The 15,642-nt window shown below is 70.5% G+C and carries 15 protein-coding genes; 13 read left to right on the forward strand and 2 right to left on the reverse strand.

Annotated features, from left to right (window positions below; all coding sequences use genetic code 11):
* The first annotated feature begins 23 nt into the window (after window positions 1–23).
* Window positions 24–911 carry a tRNA (adenine-N1)-methyltransferase gene (locus tag ACF08F_RS20095; protein WP_015032448.1) on the forward strand — a complete coding sequence of 296 codons (888 nt, stop codon included), beginning with the start codon at window positions 24–26 and terminating at the stop codon, window positions 909–911.
* 256 nt (window positions 912–1,167) lie between these two features.
* Complete coding sequence (locus tag ACF08F_RS20100) at window positions 1,168–1,752, forward strand: hypothetical protein (protein ID WP_392299879.1); 585 nt, start codon at window positions 1,168–1,170, stop codon at window positions 1,750–1,752.
* Window positions 1,753–1,756: 4 nt separating this feature from the next.
* Here ACF08F_RS20100 and ACF08F_RS20105 read toward each other — a convergent pair whose 3' ends face one another.
* Window positions 1,757–2,068, reverse strand: coding sequence for a ferredoxin (locus ACF08F_RS20105; protein WP_392299880.1), 312 nt, complete (start codon window positions 2,066–2,068; stop codon window positions 1,757–1,759).
* A gap of 242 nt (window positions 2,069–2,310) precedes the next feature.
* Here ACF08F_RS20105 and arc point away from each other — a divergent pair, with 242 nt between their 5' ends.
* From arc to prcA, 5 genes are all read left to right on the forward strand, one after another.
* Window positions 2,311–4,077, forward strand: coding sequence for a proteasome ATPase (gene arc / locus ACF08F_RS20110; RefSeq protein ID WP_392299881.1), 1,767 nt, complete (start codon window positions 2,311–2,313; stop codon window positions 4,075–4,077).
* Window positions 4,078–4,278: 201 nt separating this feature from the next.
* Window positions 4,279–5,790 (forward strand): depupylase/deamidase Dop, encoded by a 1,512-nt coding sequence (gene dop, locus ACF08F_RS20115; protein WP_392299882.1) that lies wholly within the window; start codon window positions 4,279–4,281, stop codon window positions 5,788–5,790.
* Between the two features lie 160 nt (window positions 5,791–5,950).
* On the forward strand, window positions 5,951–6,163 hold the full coding sequence (locus ACF08F_RS20120; protein WP_055644448.1) for a ubiquitin-like protein Pup: 213 nt from the start codon (window positions 5,951–5,953) through the stop codon (window positions 6,161–6,163).
* A 161-nt stretch (window positions 6,164–6,324) separates the two neighbouring features.
* Window positions 6,325–7,164: a proteasome subunit beta gene (gene prcB, locus ACF08F_RS20125; RefSeq protein WP_392299883.1), complete on the forward strand. Its 840-nt coding sequence runs from the start codon at window positions 6,325–6,327 to the stop codon at window positions 7,162–7,164.
* A gap of 46 nt (window positions 7,165–7,210) precedes the next feature.
* The gene (gene prcA, locus ACF08F_RS20130) at window positions 7,211–7,963 is read left to right on the forward strand and encodes a proteasome subunit alpha (RefSeq protein ID WP_392299884.1); all 753 of its coding nucleotides are present in this window, start codon (window positions 7,211–7,213) and stop codon (window positions 7,961–7,963) included.
* A gap of 200 nt (window positions 7,964–8,163) precedes the next feature.
* Here the strand turns inward: prcA and ACF08F_RS20135 are convergent, their stop codons facing one another.
* Window positions 8,164–9,183, reverse strand: coding sequence for a LacI family DNA-binding transcriptional regulator (locus ACF08F_RS20135; protein WP_392299885.1), 1,020 nt, complete (start codon window positions 9,181–9,183; stop codon window positions 8,164–8,166).
* Between the two features lie 145 nt (window positions 9,184–9,328).
* Between ACF08F_RS20135 and ACF08F_RS20140 the strand changes: the two genes are divergently transcribed.
* The 6 genes from ACF08F_RS20140 to ACF08F_RS20165 all read left to right on the forward strand — a co-directional run bounded on the left by ACF08F_RS20140 (window position 9,329) and on the right by ACF08F_RS20165 (window position 15,591).
* Window positions 9,329–10,621 (forward strand): MFS transporter, encoded by a 1,293-nt coding sequence (locus ACF08F_RS20140; protein WP_392299886.1) that lies wholly within the window; start codon window positions 9,329–9,331, stop codon window positions 10,619–10,621.
* A 69-nt stretch (window positions 10,622–10,690) separates the two neighbouring features.
* Complete coding sequence (gene pafA, locus ACF08F_RS20145; protein WP_392299887.1) at window positions 10,691–12,052, forward strand: Pup--protein ligase; 1,362 nt, start codon at window positions 10,691–10,693, stop codon at window positions 12,050–12,052.
* Between the two features lie 117 nt (window positions 12,053–12,169).
* Window positions 12,170–13,111: an FKBP-type peptidyl-prolyl cis-trans isomerase gene (locus tag ACF08F_RS20150; protein WP_392299888.1), complete on the forward strand. Its 942-nt coding sequence runs from the start codon at window positions 12,170–12,172 to the stop codon at window positions 13,109–13,111.
* A 43-nt stretch (window positions 13,112–13,154) separates the two neighbouring features.
* Window positions 13,155–13,526: an FKBP-type peptidyl-prolyl cis-trans isomerase gene (locus tag ACF08F_RS20155; RefSeq protein WP_392299889.1), complete on the forward strand. Its 372-nt coding sequence runs from the start codon at window positions 13,155–13,157 to the stop codon at window positions 13,524–13,526.
* Between the two features lie 139 nt (window positions 13,527–13,665).
* Entirely contained in the window at window positions 13,666–14,622 is a 957-nt protein-coding gene (locus tag ACF08F_RS20160) for a helix-turn-helix transcriptional regulator (protein ID WP_392299890.1), read from the forward strand.
* Window positions 14,623–14,637: 15 nt separating this feature from the next.
* Window positions 14,638–15,591: a helix-turn-helix transcriptional regulator gene (locus tag ACF08F_RS20165; protein WP_392299891.1), complete on the forward strand. Its 954-nt coding sequence runs from the start codon at window positions 14,638–14,640 to the stop codon at window positions 15,589–15,591.
* The last annotated feature ends 51 nt before the right edge of the window (window positions 15,592–15,642 follow it).

Consider the following 15,642-nt stretch of genomic DNA (forward strand, 5'->3'; position numbering starts at 1 on the left):
CGGGCCCTTGATAAGGTGCTCACATGTCCGAACCGACCGGTGCCGCCCGCCGACGCGGGCCCTTCAAGGTCGGGGACCAGGTTCAGCTGACCGACCCCAAGGGCCGTCACTACACGTTCACGCTCGAAGAGGGAAAGAACTTCCACACCCACAAGGGTTCTTTCCCGCACGACGAACTGATCGGCGCCCCCGAGGGCAGCGTTGTCCGTACCACGGGAAACGTCGCCTACCTCGCGCTGCGCCCCCTGCTCCCCGACTACGTCCTGTCCATGCCCCGCGGCGCCGCCGTGGTCTACCCCAAGGACGCGGGGCAGATCCTGGCCTTCGCCGACATCTTCCCCGGCGCCCGCGTCGTGGAGGCGGGAGTGGGCTCGGGCTCGCTGAGCAGCTTCCTCCTGCGCGCCATCGGCGACAGCGGCATGCTGCACTCCTACGAGCGCCGTGAGGACTTCGCCGAGATCGCGAAGGGCAACGTCGAGCGTTACTTCGGCGGTCCCCACCCGGCCTGGCAGCTGACCGTCGGCGACCTCCAGGACAACCTGTCCGACACGGACGTCGACCGCGTCATCCTGGACATGCTCGCTCCCTGGGAGTGCCTGGAGGCCGTCTCCAAGGCCCTCGTCCCCGGCGGCATCCTCTGCTGCTACGTGGCGACCACCACGCAGCTCGCGCGCACCGTGGAGTCCATCCGCGAGTTCGGCTGCTACGCCGAGCCGCAGCCCTGGGAGTCCATGATCCGCAACTGGCACGTCGAGGGCCTCGCCGTCCGGCCCGATCACCGCATGATCGGCCACACCGGCTTCCTCGTCACCGCCCGCCGCCTCGCGGACGGTGTCGAGCCCCCGATGCGCCGCCGCCGCCCCGCCAAGGGCGCGTACGGCGAGGACTACGAAGGCCCCAACAAGGGCTGACGTCCCGACACCCGCACGCCGCCGCCGTCGACTTCCCGCCCCCGGGCTGGAACTCGACGGCGGCGTCCTCATGTTCGAGCCCGGTCGGCCCCGCCCGCGGCGCCGCGTGGCCCGCCCGCGGCGACGCGCGGCCCCGAGGTCTGACGCACGGGCAGCCGCGGCCGACGCCCGGTGAGACCCCGCCTGTTCCGTAGCCCTGTGACGTGTGGCACGATGCCCGAAACCCTCCGCACCGCCCTCACAGGAGACGTCTCGCGTGCAGCACTCCGCCGCCCAGGACCCCGTGGATCCGTCCGGCCTCGCGCACACGCACGCCAGACCCGCGCACTGGCTCGCGACCGCCACCGCGACCGCCGCGGTCGTCGCCCTGGCCGGACTGCTCCAGCCCGGCCCCGCCGGAGCCACGGGGGCCCCCGCCGCCCCGCGTCCGGCGCCCGCCCCCGAGGCCGCGACGGTCGACTTCCCCCTGGAGTGCAGGGGCGGCCCCCACAAGATCGCGAAGCGTGCCTCCGGCGACCTCGACGGCGACGGGAACCCGGAGACCGTTGCGGTCGTGCACTGCGAAGCCGGCTCGGGCACACCGCCGAGCGGCGTCTACGTCCTGACCCGCGGCAAGGGCACGGGCACCCCCGCGCGCGTGGTGGCCACGCTCGTCGAGCCGGAAGCGGGCAAGAGCGTCGCCGAGCTCCACGTACGCGACGGAGCGGTCCACGCCACCCTGCTCGGCTACTCGTCCCTCGACGTCCCCATGTGCTGCCCCGACGAGAAGGAGCAGGTCAGCTGGAACTGGCAGGGCGGCGCCTTCGTCCGCGTCGCCCGTGCCGAGGCACGGAGCGCCTGACCCGTCACTCCGCGTCGGGGCCGTACACCTCGACCTTGTCGGAGACCCGGCGCACGTGGATGCAGTCGCCCGGGCACTCCTTCGCCGAGTCCACCACGTCCTGGAGCAGCGGCAGCGGCACCGGCGTCGTCGCCCCGCTGTCCTGCAGCAGCTCGTCGTCGGCGCTCTTCACATAAGCGAGCCCGTCGATGTCCAGCTCGAAGACCTCGGGAGCGTACTGCGCGCAGATCCCGTCCCCGGTGCACAGGTCCTGGTCGATCCAGACCTCCAGGGCCTCTTCGACACCCGTCGCCGGGGCCTCGTTCTGCACGGTCATTTCTCCTGCCGTTTCTGCTTCGCGCGGGTAAGTCGGGCCCCCTCTGAAGGGTGTTGACCCATGACGACGATACAACCGCCCGCTTTCAGACGGCGAAAGGGTGGGTATTCAGCTGGCGAGAGGGGAAGCGCAAGGGTGAAGATCGGACACGGCCCGGAGTCTTTTTGATCTAGGGGTTTCAATCACCACCCACGCAGGTAGGGTCAGGAAGCGTCCAGCTCCCCTTGGAGGAGGTGAGGACCGTGGCAGCCCACGACGACGACATCAACCGCGGCATCCGGCCGGGGCGAGGGTCTGAGGACCCCGCCGGTCAGGTTGCCTATCTCGAGCAGGAAATCGCCGTCCTGCGCCGCAAGCTCGCCGACTCTCCGCGACACACGAGGATTCTCGAAGAGCGGATCGTCGAGCTGCAGACGAACCTGGCCGGCGTGTCCGCGCAGAACGAGCGGCTCGCCAATACGCTCCGTGAGGCCCGCGACCAGATCGTGGCCCTCAAGGAGGAGGTCGACCGGCTCGCACAGCCGCCGGCCGGCTTCGGTGTCTTCCTGCAGGCGAACGAGGACGGCACGTGCGACATCTTCACCGGGGGCCGCAAGCTCCGGGTGAACGTGAGCCCCAGCGTCGAGCTCGAAGAGCTCCGGCGCGGCCAGGAAGTCATGCTCAACGAAGCGCTCAACGTGGTCGAGGCCATGGAGTTCGAGCGCGCCGGGGACATCGTCACCCTCAAGGAGATCCTCGAGGACGGCGAGCGCGCCCTGGTGGTCGGGCACACCGACGAGGAGCGGGTGGTGAGGCTCGCCGAGCCTCTGCTGGACGTCACCATCCGCCCCGGCGACGCCCTGCTGCTCGACGCCAGGTCGGGCTACGTCTACGAGGTCATCCCCAAGAGCGAGGTCGAAGAGCTCGTTCTGGAGGAGGTCCCGGACGTCGACTACGACAAGATCGGCGGTCTGGGCAACCAGATCGAGCTGATCCGCGACGCGGTCGAGCTCCCGTACCTCTACCCCGACCTCTTCAAGGAGCACGAGCTCCGACCGCCCAAGGGCATCCTGCTCTACGGGCCGCCGGGCTGCGGCAAGACGCTGATCGCGAAGGCCGTGGCCAACTCGCTGGCCAAGAAGGTCGCCGAGGTGACCGGACAGCCCGCGGGGAAGTCCTACTTCCTCAACATCAAGGGGCCCGAGCTCCTCAACAAGTACGTCGGCGAGACCGAGCGGCACATCCGCCTCGTCTTCCAGCGTGCGAGGGAGAAGGCGAGCGAGGGCACCCCCGTCATCGTCTTCTTCGACGAGATGGAATCCCTCTTCCGCACCCGCGGCTCCGGTGTCAGCTCGGACGTGGAGAACACCATCGTCCCCCAGCTGCTCGCCGAGATCGACGGTGTGGAGGGCCTGGAGAACGTCATCGTCATCGGCGCCTCCAACCGCGAGGACATGATCGACCCCGCGATCCTGCGGCCCGGTCGGCTCGACGTCAAGATCAAGATCGAGCGTCCGGACGCGGAGGCCGCGAAGGACATCTTCGCGAAGTACCTCACGGCCACCCTGCCGCTCCACACGGACGACATCTCCGAGCACGCCGGCTCGAAGGCCGCCGCCGCCCACGGAATGATCCAGTCGGTCGTCGAGCAGATGTACGCGGAATCCGAGGAGAACCGCTTCCTCGAAGTCACGTACGCCAACGGCGACAAGGAAGTCCTCTACTTCAAGGACTTCAACTCCGGCGCGATGATCCAGAACATCGTCGACCGGGCCAAGAAGATGGCCATCAAGGCCTTCCTCGACCACAACCAGAAGGGCATCCGGGTCTCCCACCTCCTCCAGGCCTGCGTGGACGAGTTCAAGGAGAACGAGGACCTGCCCAACACCACCAACCCCGACGACTGGGCCCGGATCTCCGGGAAGAAGGGCGAGCGGATCGTCTTCATCCGCACGCTCGTCACCGGAAAGCAGGGCGCGGACACGGGACGCTCCATCGACACGGTGGCCAACACCGGTCAGTACCTGTAAAACGCACACCGGCTGCGGATGTCCGGAAACCGGGCATCCGCAGCCGGTGCATTCCGTCCAGAATTCTTCCCGGGCAGCACGGGTTTCTTCCGGCAGCACGGGAAATACCGCAAGTGATCTCCCCACCAGCGCGGAGCCGTTCTAGGCTCTTCGGTAACGCCGAGTCGCGCACTGTGAGCGACGCCGGGCAAGGAGGGCCGCATGACCGTACGGCGAGTAATGGGCATCGAGACGGAGTACGGGATCTCCGTCCCAGGGCATCCGAACGCCAATGCCATGCTCACCTCGTCCCAGATCGTCAACGCCTACGCGGCGGCGATGCACCGGGCGCGCCGCGCCCGCTGGGACTTCGAGGAGGAGAACCCGCTGCGGGACGCCCGCGGCTTCGACCTCGCCCGCGAGGCCGCGGACTCCAGCCAGCTCACCGACGAGGACATCGGCCTGGCCAACGTGATCCTCACCAACGGTGCCCGGCTCTACGTGGACCACGCCCACCCCGAGTACAGCTCGCCCGAGGTCACCAACCCGCGGGACGCCGTCCTCTGGGACAAGGCCGGCGAGCGGATCATGGCGGAGGCGGCCGTCCGCGCCGCCCAGCTCCCCGGAGCCCAGCCGATCCACCTCTACAAGAACAACACCGACAACAAGGGCGCCTCCTACGGCACGCACGAGAACTACCTGATGAAGCGGGAGACCCCCTTCTCGGACATCGTGCGCCACCTGACCCCCTTCTTCGTCTCCCGCCAGGTCGTGACCGGGGCGGGCCGGGTCGGCATCGGTCAGGACGGCCGGGAGAACGGCTTCCAGATCAGCCAGCGCGCCGACTACTTCGAGGTCGAGGTGGGTCTGGAGACCACCCTCAAGCGGCCCATCATCAACACGCGCGACGAGCCGCACGCGGACGCCGAGAGGTACCGCCGACTGCACGTGATCATCGGTGACGCCAACCTCTCGGAGATCTCGACCTACCTCAAGCTCGGCACGACCGCGCTGGTCCTGTCGATGATCGAGGACGGGTTCATCACCGTGGACCTCGCCGTCGACCAGCCCGTCAGGACGCTCCACCAGGTCTCGCACGACCCGACCCTCGAATACCTCGTCACGCTCCGCAGCGGCCGGACGCTCACCGCGGTCCAGCTCCAGATGGAGTACTTCGAGCTGGCGAGGAAGTACGTGGACGAGCGGTACGGCTCGGACGCGGACGAGCAGACGAAGGACGTCCTCACGCGCTGGGAGGACACCCTCAACCGGCTCGAGAACGACCCGATGAGCCTGGCCGGCGAGCTCGACTGGATCGCCAAGCGGGAGCTCATGGAGGGCTACCGGCGCCGGGACGGCCTGGACTGGGACGCGGCCCGCCTGCACCTGGTGGACCTCCAGTACGCGGACGTGCGCCCGGAGAAGGGCCTGTACAACCGCCTGGTGGCCCGAGGGCGCATGAAGCGGCTCCTGGAGGACCCCGAGGTGCGGGAGGCCGAGACGGTGCCTCCGGAGGACACCAGGGCCTATTTCCGGGGCCGCTGTCTGGAGCAGTACGCCGACGACGTGGCCGCGGCCTCCTGGGACTCGGTGATCTTCGACCTGCCGGGCCGGGACTCGCTCCAGCGCGTGCCGACCCTGGAGCCGCTGCGCGGCACCAAGGCCCATGTGAAGGCGCTCCTGGACCGCTGCCGGACCGCGGAGGAACTCGTCCGCGTCCTGTCCGGCGGATGATCGGGGGCCCGGTACGGGCCTGAAATGCCCCGGCACTGGGAATCATGGAATCAGTGCCCGGGCGAAGTGGAAACTGCGGGGCCGAAGTCAGACCCGACCTATAGGGTCTGATCTTGTACGGACTCAACCGAGCGGGCCGATTTCGAGCGGGGTGAGGGATATGGCGACCAAGGACACCGGCGGCGGACAGCAGAAGGCGACGCGTTCCACGGAGGAGGTCGAGGAGACCACCACGGAGGCGAGCTCCGATCTCCAGGAACGCCAGGAGAAGCTGAGCGACGACGTGGACTCCGTGCTGGACGAGATCGACGACGTCCTCGAGTCCAACGCGGAGGAGTTCGTTCGTAGCTTCGTCCAGAAGGGCGGCGAGTAGCCGCCTCCCGCGCCTGTACCCCTCCGTCCCCGGAGCCCCGGCAAAAGCCGTGGGTCCGGGGACGGATGACAGGCGGTGGCACGGGTATGGTCCGTGCACAGCAAGCAAGATCGGCCCGCGCGTCCCACGGCGGGCCGACTCTCCCACCCGGAAGGAATCGCGTGGAAGCCAACCCTCGTAGCACCGGGCGTCTGCCGGCGGCCTTCCTGACGCCGGGATCGTCCTCTTTCCTGGACTTCCTGTCGGCACACTCGCCGGAGCTGCTGCCGAGCCGCCGGAAGCTGCCGGAGGGCGTCCTCGACGCCCCGCACGGCACGACCATCGTGGCGGTCACCTTCGACGGCGGGGTCGTCCTCGCCGGCGACCGGCGGGCCACCATGGGCAACATGATCGCGCAGCGCGACATGGAGAAGGTCTTCCCGGCCGACGAGTACTCCGCCGTCGCCATCGCCGGCACCGCCGGTCTCGCCGTGGAGATGGTCAAGCTCTTCCAGCTGGAGCTGGAGCACTTCGAGAAGGTGGAGGGCGCCACGCTCTCCCTGGAGGGCAAGGCGAACCGCCTGTCCACCATGATCCGGGGCAACCTCGGCATGGCCATGCAGGGCCTCGCCGTCGTGCCGCTCTTCGCGGGCTGGGACGAGGGCAAGGGCAAGGGCCGGATCTTCTCCTACGACGTCACCGGCGGCCGCTCCGAGGAGCAGGGGTACGCCGCCACCGGCTCCGGCTCGATCTTCGCGCGCGGCTCGATGAAGAAGCTCTACAGCGCCGACCTCACCGAGCAGCAGGCCACGACCCTGGTCGTGCAGGCGCTCTACGACGCGGCGGACGACGACTCGGCGACCGGTGGCCCCGACATGGCCCGCCGGATCTTCCCGCTCGTCACCGTCATCACCGAGGAGGGTTTCCGCAGGCTCACCGAGGCCGAGTCCTCGGAGCTGGCCCGGTCGGTCACCGAGCGGCGTCTCGCGCAGCCCGACGGGCCGCGCGCCGCCCTGCTCTGACCACTCGTCGCTCTGTAGGAGCCCAGAAGAAAGGGACGGACCGCCGGTGTCCACTCCGTTCTACGTCTCACCCCAGCAGGCCATGGCCGACCGGGCGGAGTACGCCCGCAAGGGCATCGCCCGAGGCCGCAGCCTCGTCGTCCTCCAGTACACGGACGGCATCGTCTTCGTCGGCGAGAACCCCTCGCGAGCCCTGCACAAGTTCAGCGAGATCTACGACCGGATCGGCTTCGCCGCCGCCGGCAAGTACAACGAGTACGAGAACCTCCGCATCGGCGGCGTGCGCTACGCCGACCTGCGGGGCTACACCTACGACCGGGACGACGTCACCGCGCGCGGCCTGGCCAACGTCTACGCCCAGACGCTCGGCACGATCTTCTCCAGCGCGGGGGAGAAGCCGTACGAGGTGGAGCTGGTCGTCGCCGAGGTCGGCACCGAGCCGGAGGGCGACCAGATCTACCGGCTGCCCCACGACGGCTCGATCGTGGACGAGCACGGCTCGGTCGCGGTCGGCGGGAACGCGGAGCAGATCAGCTCCTTCCTGGACCAGCGGCACCGGGACGGCATGTCCCTGGCCGAGGCCCTGAAGCTGGCCGTGCAGGCGCTCTCGCGGGACACCAACGGCAGCGAGCGGGAGATCCCCGCGGAGCGCCTCGAGGTGGCGGTCCTGGACCGCACGCGCCCGCAGCAGCGCAAGTTCAAGCGGATCATCGGCCGCCAGCTGTCCCGTCTCCTTCAGGCGGACAACGCGGCCGTGACGAAGACGGACGAGCCCTCGGACGAGGTTCCGGAGGAGTAGGCGTTCCTTGTCGAAGGGGCCCCGGTGCGCGCGAGCGGACCGGGGCCTTCGGCTTGTCCGCCTCGGACCGGGGCCTTCGGCTTGTCCGCCTCGGACCGGGGCCTTCGGCTTGTCCGCCGCGGGTCGAGGCCCTCGACTTTCCCGCCTCGGGTCGGGTATTCGGCCTGTCCGCCGAGGAGGGGGCCCTCGGCGTCGTCGGCTCAGGCGGCCGGTGGGGGGCCCGAGGAGCCGCGGGGGACCAGGGTGACCGGGAGGTCGTCCGGCTGCGGCGGTTCGCCCGCGAGGACCGCCAGGAGGGCCGCCATGCCCCGCTCGCCGATGCGCTCGGCGGGCAGCGAGACGGTGGTCAGCTCCGGTTCGACCGCGGTCGCGAGCGCGAGGTCGTCGAAACCGGTGACCGAGACGTCCTCGGGGACCCGCAGTCCGAGGCGCCGCAGGGCCTTGCAGGCGCCCGCCGCGAGGATGTCGTCGTCGCACACGAGCGCGGTGGGGCGGGGCCCGGGAGCGGCGAGGGCGCGCTCGGTGGCGGCCATCGCGCCGTGCACGTCCAGGGGCGCCCGGACCGTCCGCACCGAGACGCCGGCGAGGGCCTCGGCGAGCGCGGCGCCGCGGACGTCGAAGGTCCAGGACGGCACGGCCGAGGCCAGGTGGACGAAGTGCCGGTGGCCGAGGGCCAGCAGGTGGCCCGTGACCTGCCGCATGCCGTCCGCGATGTCGAGGTTGACGTGCGCGGCGGCGCCGGTGTCGGCGGGGTCGCTGTCGAGCATGACCAGGGGCAGGTCGGTGCCCCGGAAGGCCTTCAGCGCGTCCGAGGCCATCGAGGACGCGATGACCCCGTCCAGGGCCGCCCGCGCCGAGGCGAAGGGGTCCCTGGCCGGGCCGACGCCGTCGGGGGAGGGGTACAGGACGACCCCGAAGCCGTGCCGGGCGGCCACGGTCGCCGCGCCCGTGTAGACGCGGGCGAAGAACTCGTTGGTGAGCGCCGGGACGACGAGCAGCGCCGTACGCGTGTGGCCGAGGCGGAGGTTGCGGGCGGCGAGGTTGGGCCGGTAGCCGAGGCTCCGGGCGGCCTCCCGCACGACCTCGGCCGTGCGTTCCGACACACGCCCGCGCCACTTGTCGCCGAGCACGAGCGACACGGTGGCCTGCGAGACGCCCGCGGTCCTGGCGACGTCCCTGCTGGTGGGGCGGGCGCCGCCGAGCGGCTCCGGGGTCTGCACACAAGCCTCCGCGTCGGACGGTTCACGGGCCGGTCACCCGGGGGGTGGCCTGGCGCGGGGTGGACCCGCGCGCTGCGGACATGGTACGTATGACCTCGGACGTTATACGTAAAACCTCGGCGAGTCCGGGGGAGGGGAGACCGACATGGCCACCGAGGCCACGGCACACGGCGGCTATCTCGACATACTCCGGGCACCGCACGCCGCCCGGCTGCTGGCCGGCACGCTCGTCGGGCGGCTGCCCAACGGCGTCGGCCCCATCGCCCTCACCCTCTTCGTCCGCGACCAGGGCGGCAGCTACACGCTCGCCGGCGGCCTCATCGCCGCCTACGGCGTCGCCACCGCCGTCGGCCAGCCCCTCCTCGGCCGCGCCGTCGACCTCAAGGGCCAGCCCCGGGTCCAGCTGCCCGCGGCGGTCCTCTCCGCCCTCGGCATGGTCCTGCTCGCGCTCACCGGCATCGACCAGCTCGCCCTCGCCTACGCGGCCGTGATCGCCGCCGGCCTCTTCACCCCGCCCCTGGAGGGCGGCCTCCGGGCCCTGTGGCCGAGCGTCCTCGGCCGTGAGGACCGGGTCCACCGGGCGTACGCCATGGACGCGGTCGCCCAGGAGGTCATGTTCACCGTCGGCCCGCTGCTGCTGACCCTCCTCGTCTCCCTGTGGTCGCCCGCCGCGGCCCTGCTCGTCATCAACGTCCTCGGCGTCCTCGGCGCCCTCGCCGTGGTCCTCTCCGAGCCCTCCCGCGCCTGGCGCTCCGCACCCCGCGAGGCCCACTGGCTGGGCGCCCTGCGCTCGCCCGGTCTCCTCGCCCTCCTCGGCTCGTTCTTCTTCGTCGGCCTCGCCCTCGGCTCCATCACCGTCGCCGCCGTCTCCTACGCCGACGACCGGGGCACCCCGTCGGTCTACGGCTGGCTGATGGCCGCGCTCGGCCTCGGAGCCCTCGTCGGCGGCGTCACCTACGGCGCCCGGCAGTGGTCCGGCGCCCCCGAGCGGCGGCTGCGCGTCCTCGTGCTCCTCCTCGCGGTCTGCTACCTGCCGCTCGTCCTCACCCCCGGACCGGTCGCCATGACCGGCCTCGCGGCCCTCTCCGGCGTCTTCCTGGCCCCGGTCCTCGCCTGCGCGTTCATCGTGGTCGACCGGCACGCCCCGGCCGGCACCGTCACCGAGGCCTTCTCCTGGCTCGTCACGACGTTCGGCGTCGGCTCGGCCCTCGGCTCCGCGGTCGCGGGACCCGCCGTGGAACTCGCCGGGACCGTCGCCGGATTCGCCGTGGCCGGAGCGGGCGGCCTCGTCGCCCTCCTGGTCCTCCTCGCCACCGGCCGTGTCCTCCACGCCCCCGCGAACCCGGCGCCCCCGGTGGTTTCGGCCACGCAGGACGCGCGACACGCCGTCGGTGCGGGCGGCCCCACCTCCGTACACACCGAAAAGAACACGCACTGATCGGAAAATGATCGGAACGGGAACGCCCAACCCGGTTTCATCACACGCCGTCAGGCGTAATGTTCAGACATGGACCGCCGCATTTTCGGGCTGGAGAACGAGTACGGCGTCACGTGCACGTTCAGGGGACAGCGCCGACTGTCTCCTGACGAAGTGGCGCGCTACCTCTTCCGCCGTGTCGTGTCATGGGGCCGCAGCAGCAATGTCTTCCTGCGGAACGGCGCCCGCCTGTACCTGGACGTGGGTTCGCATCCGGAATACGCAACACCGGAATGCGACGACGTGACCGAACTGGTCACCCACGACAAGGCAGGCGAGCGCATTCTCGAGGGCCTGCTCGTCGACGCCGAACGCCGCCTGCACGAGGAGGGAATCGCGGGCGACGTCTATCTCTTCAAGAACAACACCGACTCGGCCGGAAACTCCTACGGCTGCCACGAGAACTATCTCGTCGCCCGCCACGGGGAGTTCTCCCGCCTCGCGGACATCCTCATTCCCTTCCTCGTCACCCGGCAGCTCATCTGCGGTGCCGGAAAGGTCCTCCAGACCCCGCGTGGCGCGGTCTTCTGCGTCTCCCAGCGCGCCGAGCACATCTGGGAGGGCGTCAGCTCCGCCACGACCCGCTCACGGCCCATCATCAACACCCGGGACGAGCCCCACGCGGACGCCGAGCGGTACCGCCGCCTCCACGTCATCGTCGGCGACTCGAACATGTCCGAGACGACCATGCTGCTGAAGGTCGGCGCCACCGACCTGGTGCTCCGCATGATCGAGGCCGGCACCGTGATGCGCGACCTGACCCTGGAGAACCCCATCCGGGCCATCCGCGAGGTCAGCCACGACATCACGGGCCAGCGCAAGGTCAGGCTCGCCAGCGGCCGCGAGGCCTCCGCACTGGAGGTCCAGCGCGAGTACTACGAGAAGGCCGTCGACTTCGTCGACCGGCGCGGCATCCGCTCCGGCACCGTCGCGCAGGTCCTGGAGCTGTGGGGCCGCACACTCGACTCGATCGAGAGCGAGCGGCTCGACCGCATCGAGACCGAGATCGACTGGGTCATGAAGCACCGGCTCATCGAGCGCTACCGGGCCAAGCACAACATGACCATGTCGAACCCGCGCGTCGCGCAGATAGACCTCGCGTACCACGACATCCACCGCCGACGCGGGCTCTACTACCTGCTGCAGAAGAACGGCCAGGCGGCCCGGATCTGCAACGACCTGAAGATCTTCGAGGGCAAGTCGGTGCCCCCGCAGACCACCAGGGCACGGCTCCGCGGCGACTTCATCCGCCGCGCCCAGGAACAGCGCCGGGACTTCACCGTCGACTGGGTCCACCTGAAGCTGAACGACCAGGCGCAGCGCACGGTGTTGTGCAAGGACCCGTTCCGCTCCGTCGACGACCGGGTGGAAAAGCTGATCGCCGGAATGTAGGACCGGCACGGACGAGCCCCGGGCCCCGCACGTTTGACGTGCGGGGCCCTCGACGTGACAGGAGGAGCGCCTAGAGTGTCGGCACAACTACTGTGCCGTCTGAGATCTGAGGAACACGTGCGCCGACTTGCCGGCCTTCTCGTCGTCCCGCTGCTGCTGCTCTCGACAGCGGCGTGCGGCAGCGACGACAAGGGCTCCGATTCCGCTTCGATGACGAACGGGCTGCCCGCCATCACCGCGGGGGCCAAGTTCGGCGAGAAGCCGACCCTCTCCAAGGGCGTGGGCGACCCGCCCAAGGAACTGAAGGTCAACGTCATCAGCGAGGGCGACGGCCCGGTGACGAAGAAGGGTGACGCCCTCCAGGTGAACTACCTGGGCCAGGCCTGGGACTCCACCACCCCCTTCGACAACAGCTTCGACCGCGGTCAGCCCTTCGACCTGACGCTGGGCGACGGGAAGGTCATCAAGGGCTGGGAGCAGGCCCTCGAAGGCCAGAAGGTCGGCAGCCGCATCGAGGTCGGCATCCCGCCGGAGCTCGGCTACGGCGCGGCCGGCTCGCCCCCGAGCATCAAGCCCAACGCCACCCTCGTCTTCGTCGTGGACATCCTGAAGTCCGTCACGATCCCGAAGTCCGCCACCGGCACCCCGGTCGCGCAGGACGACAAGGACCTGCCGAAGGTCGGCACCAACACGGACGGCAAGGCGCCCACGCTGACCGTCCCCAAGGTCGCCCCGCCGACCAAGCTCGTCGCGAACTACGTCCTCGAGTCCAAGGGCGAGGTCGTCAAGGAGACCGACACGGTCGTCGTGAACTACGTCGCCGCCCTCTGGAAGGACGGCAAGGTCTTCGACTCCACGTACGCCACGGGCAAGCCCACGAACTTCCCGCTCCCGCAGCTCACGCTGGAGGGCCTGAAGAAGGGCCTCGTCGGCAAGAAGGTCGGCAGCCGCGTCCTCATCGTCGCCCCGCCGTCCGAGGCCTTCGGCGACAAGGAGCAGCAGGGGATCCCGAAGAACTCCACGCTGGTCTTCGCCGTGGACATCCTGACGAAGATGTAAGACTGTCCCGATCGCGCAGTTCATCAGTATGAGGAGCAGTTCAGTGAGCATCGAGAAGCCCGAGGTCGACTTCCCGGGTGGCGAGCCGCCGAAGGACCTGAAGATCAGGGACATCTGGGAGGGTGACGGCGCCGAGGCCAAGGCCGGCGCCACCGTCTCCGTCCACTACGTGGGCGTCGCCTTCTCCACCGGCGAGGAGTTCGACTCCTCCTGGAACCGCGGCACCCCGCTCCAGTTCAAGCTCGGCGTCGGCCAGGTCATCTCCGGCTGGGACCAGGGCGTCCAGGGCATGAAGGTCGGCGGCCGTCGCGAGCTGATCATCCCCGCCCACCTCGCCTACGGCGACCGTGGCGCGGGCAGCGCCATCGCCCCGGGCGAGACGCTGATCTTCGTCTGCGACCTGGTCGCGGTCTGATCCGTCCCCCCGGCCGTTCCGGCCGCTCCGAGGGCCCCCGCCGTCCATGGCGGGGGCCCTCGGCTTTTGTCCCGACACCCCGGGGCGGTACGGTCGGACGTCCGACAAGTGGAACCGGCAAAAGAGGTGCGGGGCGTCGATGGCGATTGCCAAGTCCGAGCGGCTGATGAATCTCGCGCTGTGCCTGCTCGGGACGCGCCGCCCGCTGAGCAAGCGCGAACTCCGGAGCTCCATCGAGGCCTACCTCGAAGCGAGCGGGGACGACGCCTTCAACCGGATGTTCGAGCGCGACAAGGACGACCTGCGCGAGCTGGGCCTCGTCATCGAGACCGTCGAGAACCTGGAGGGCGAGACCGGCTACCTCGCCCGCCGCGACTCCAACCGTCTCCCGCCCATCACCCTCGACGCCGAGGAGGCCGCCGCGCTCGGCCTCGCCGCCAAGGTCTGGCAGCAGGCCCGCCTCGCCGGGGCCGCCAGCGGCGCCCTCCAGAAGCTCCGCGCCGCCGGAATGCCCGAGGCGGAGGACTCGTACGACGTCCAGCCCAGCGCCCTCGAACCCCGCATCCCGGTCCACGAGGCCGCCTTCGAGCCCCTCATGCTCGCCTGCCGCGACCGCCGGCCCGTCGTCTTCGACTACCGCAAGGCCAACGCCGCCCGCCCCGAGACCCGCCAGGTCGAGCCCTGGACCCTCGAATGCTGGCGCGGCCACTGGTACCTCGCGGGCTGGGACCGCGAGCGGGGCGCCGAGCGCGTCTTCCGCCTCTCCCGGATCACCGGCAAGGTCCGCTCCCGGGCCGGCGCCTTCACCGCCCCCGTACCCGACGTCGTCACCGTCCGCGAGACCGTCGAGAGCTGGGCCGGCGAGACCGCCACCCGCTCCGCCCGGATCCGGCTGCGCGCCGGCTGCGGCTACCCGCTGCGGGCCCGCGCCCAGTCCGTACAGGTGGGCGACGACGGCTGGGACGAGCTGGAGATCCCGTACGGACACGGGCTCGACGCCTGGCTCGTCGAATTCGGCCCGGACGTCGTCGTACGGGAACCCGCCGACCTGCGGGCGGATGTACTGGACCGGCTGCGCGCCGTGGCCAAGGGCTGAGGGGGAGACGTACACATGGCTGCCAACGCGATCGACCAGACGAGGCGGATGCTGTCCCTCGTCACCTATCTCCGTGAGCGCCCCGGCGCCCACGTCGCCGACGTCGCACGCGCCTTCGGGATCACCGAGGACGAGCTGATCTCCGACCTGGACGTGCTGCCCATGTGCGGCACCAGCTTCCGCGGCGGCGACCTGCTGGACATCGACACCGACGGCGACCGGATCTGGTGGCACAACCCCGACGACGTCGCCGAGCCCCTCCGGCTCGCCGCCGACGAGGCGACCGCCCTCCTGGTCGCCGCCCGCGCCGTCGCCACCCTGCCCGGGCTCCGCGAGAGCGACCGGGACGCCCTGGTCCGCGCCACCGCCAAGCTGGAGGCCGCGGCCGGCGAGGCCGCCGGGGCCAGCGCCCGGCTCTCGGTCACCTTCGAGTCCGAGGGCGGCGTCTTCGCCGAGGTCGACCGGGCCATCTCCGAGCGCCGCCGGCTGTGGGTGCGCTACTACTCGCCCGCGCGCGACGAGCTGACCGAGCGCGAGGTCGACCCGATCCGGCTCTTCGCCGTCGGCCACACCTACATGGAGGCGTGGTGCCGGCTCTCCGAGGCGCGCCGCACCTTCCGCCTCGACCGGGTCGTCGAGATCCGGCTCCTCGACGAGCACGCGGCCCCGCCCGAGCTGGAGCTGCGCGACCTCTCCGAAGGCCTGGTCCAGCCCTCCGCCGACGACCCCGAGGTCGTGGTCGAGGTCGGCCCCGGCGGCCGCTGGGTCGCCGAGTACTACCCGCACGACCGGGCCGAGGAGCTGCCCGACGGCGGCCTGCGGATCACACTGCGCACGCCGGACCCCGCCTCGCTGCGACGGCTCGGGCTGCGACTGGGCAGCGACGGGCGGATCGTCGCCCCGCGCGAGCTCGCCGACAGCGCCCGGGAGGCGGCGACCGCCGCGCTCGCCGCGTACGAGGGTGTGTGACGTTCTCCGCCGCGAGGACGCTGTTGCTGTTGTGGTGCCGAACCGGTTGTT

This window comes from Streptomyces sp. NPDC015130 (genome assembly GCF_043080005.1).
Lineage (GTDB): Bacteria > Actinomycetota > Actinomycetes > Streptomycetales > Streptomycetaceae > Streptomyces.

Excerpts from the sequence above, each read along its gene's own strand:
- ACF08F_RS20095 (WP_015032448.1), top strand. The coding sequence starts at position 24 with ATGTCCGAACCGACCGGTGCCGCCCGCCGACGCGGGCCCTTCAAGGTC.
- ACF08F_RS20105 (WP_392299880.1), bottom strand. The coding sequence starts at position 2,068 with ATGACCGTGCAGAACGAGGCCCCGGCGACGGGTGTCGAAGAGGCCCTG.
- dop (WP_392299882.1), top strand. The coding sequence starts at position 4,279 with ATGACCGTACGGCGAGTAATGGGCATCGAGACGGAGTACGGGATCTCC.
- ACF08F_RS20120 (WP_055644448.1), top strand. The coding sequence starts at position 5,951 with ATGGCGACCAAGGACACCGGCGGCGGACAGCAGAAGGCGACGCGTTCC.
- ACF08F_RS20140 (WP_392299886.1), top strand. The coding sequence starts at position 9,329 with ATGGCCACCGAGGCCACGGCACACGGCGGCTATCTCGACATACTCCGG.
- pafA (WP_392299887.1), top strand. The coding sequence starts at position 10,691 with ATGGACCGCCGCATTTTCGGGCTGGAGAACGAGTACGGCGTCACGTGC.
- ACF08F_RS20160 (WP_392299890.1), top strand. The coding sequence starts at position 13,666 with ATGGCGATTGCCAAGTCCGAGCGGCTGATGAATCTCGCGCTGTGCCTG.
- ACF08F_RS20165 (WP_392299891.1), top strand. The coding sequence starts at position 14,638 with ATGGCTGCCAACGCGATCGACCAGACGAGGCGGATGCTGTCCCTCGTC.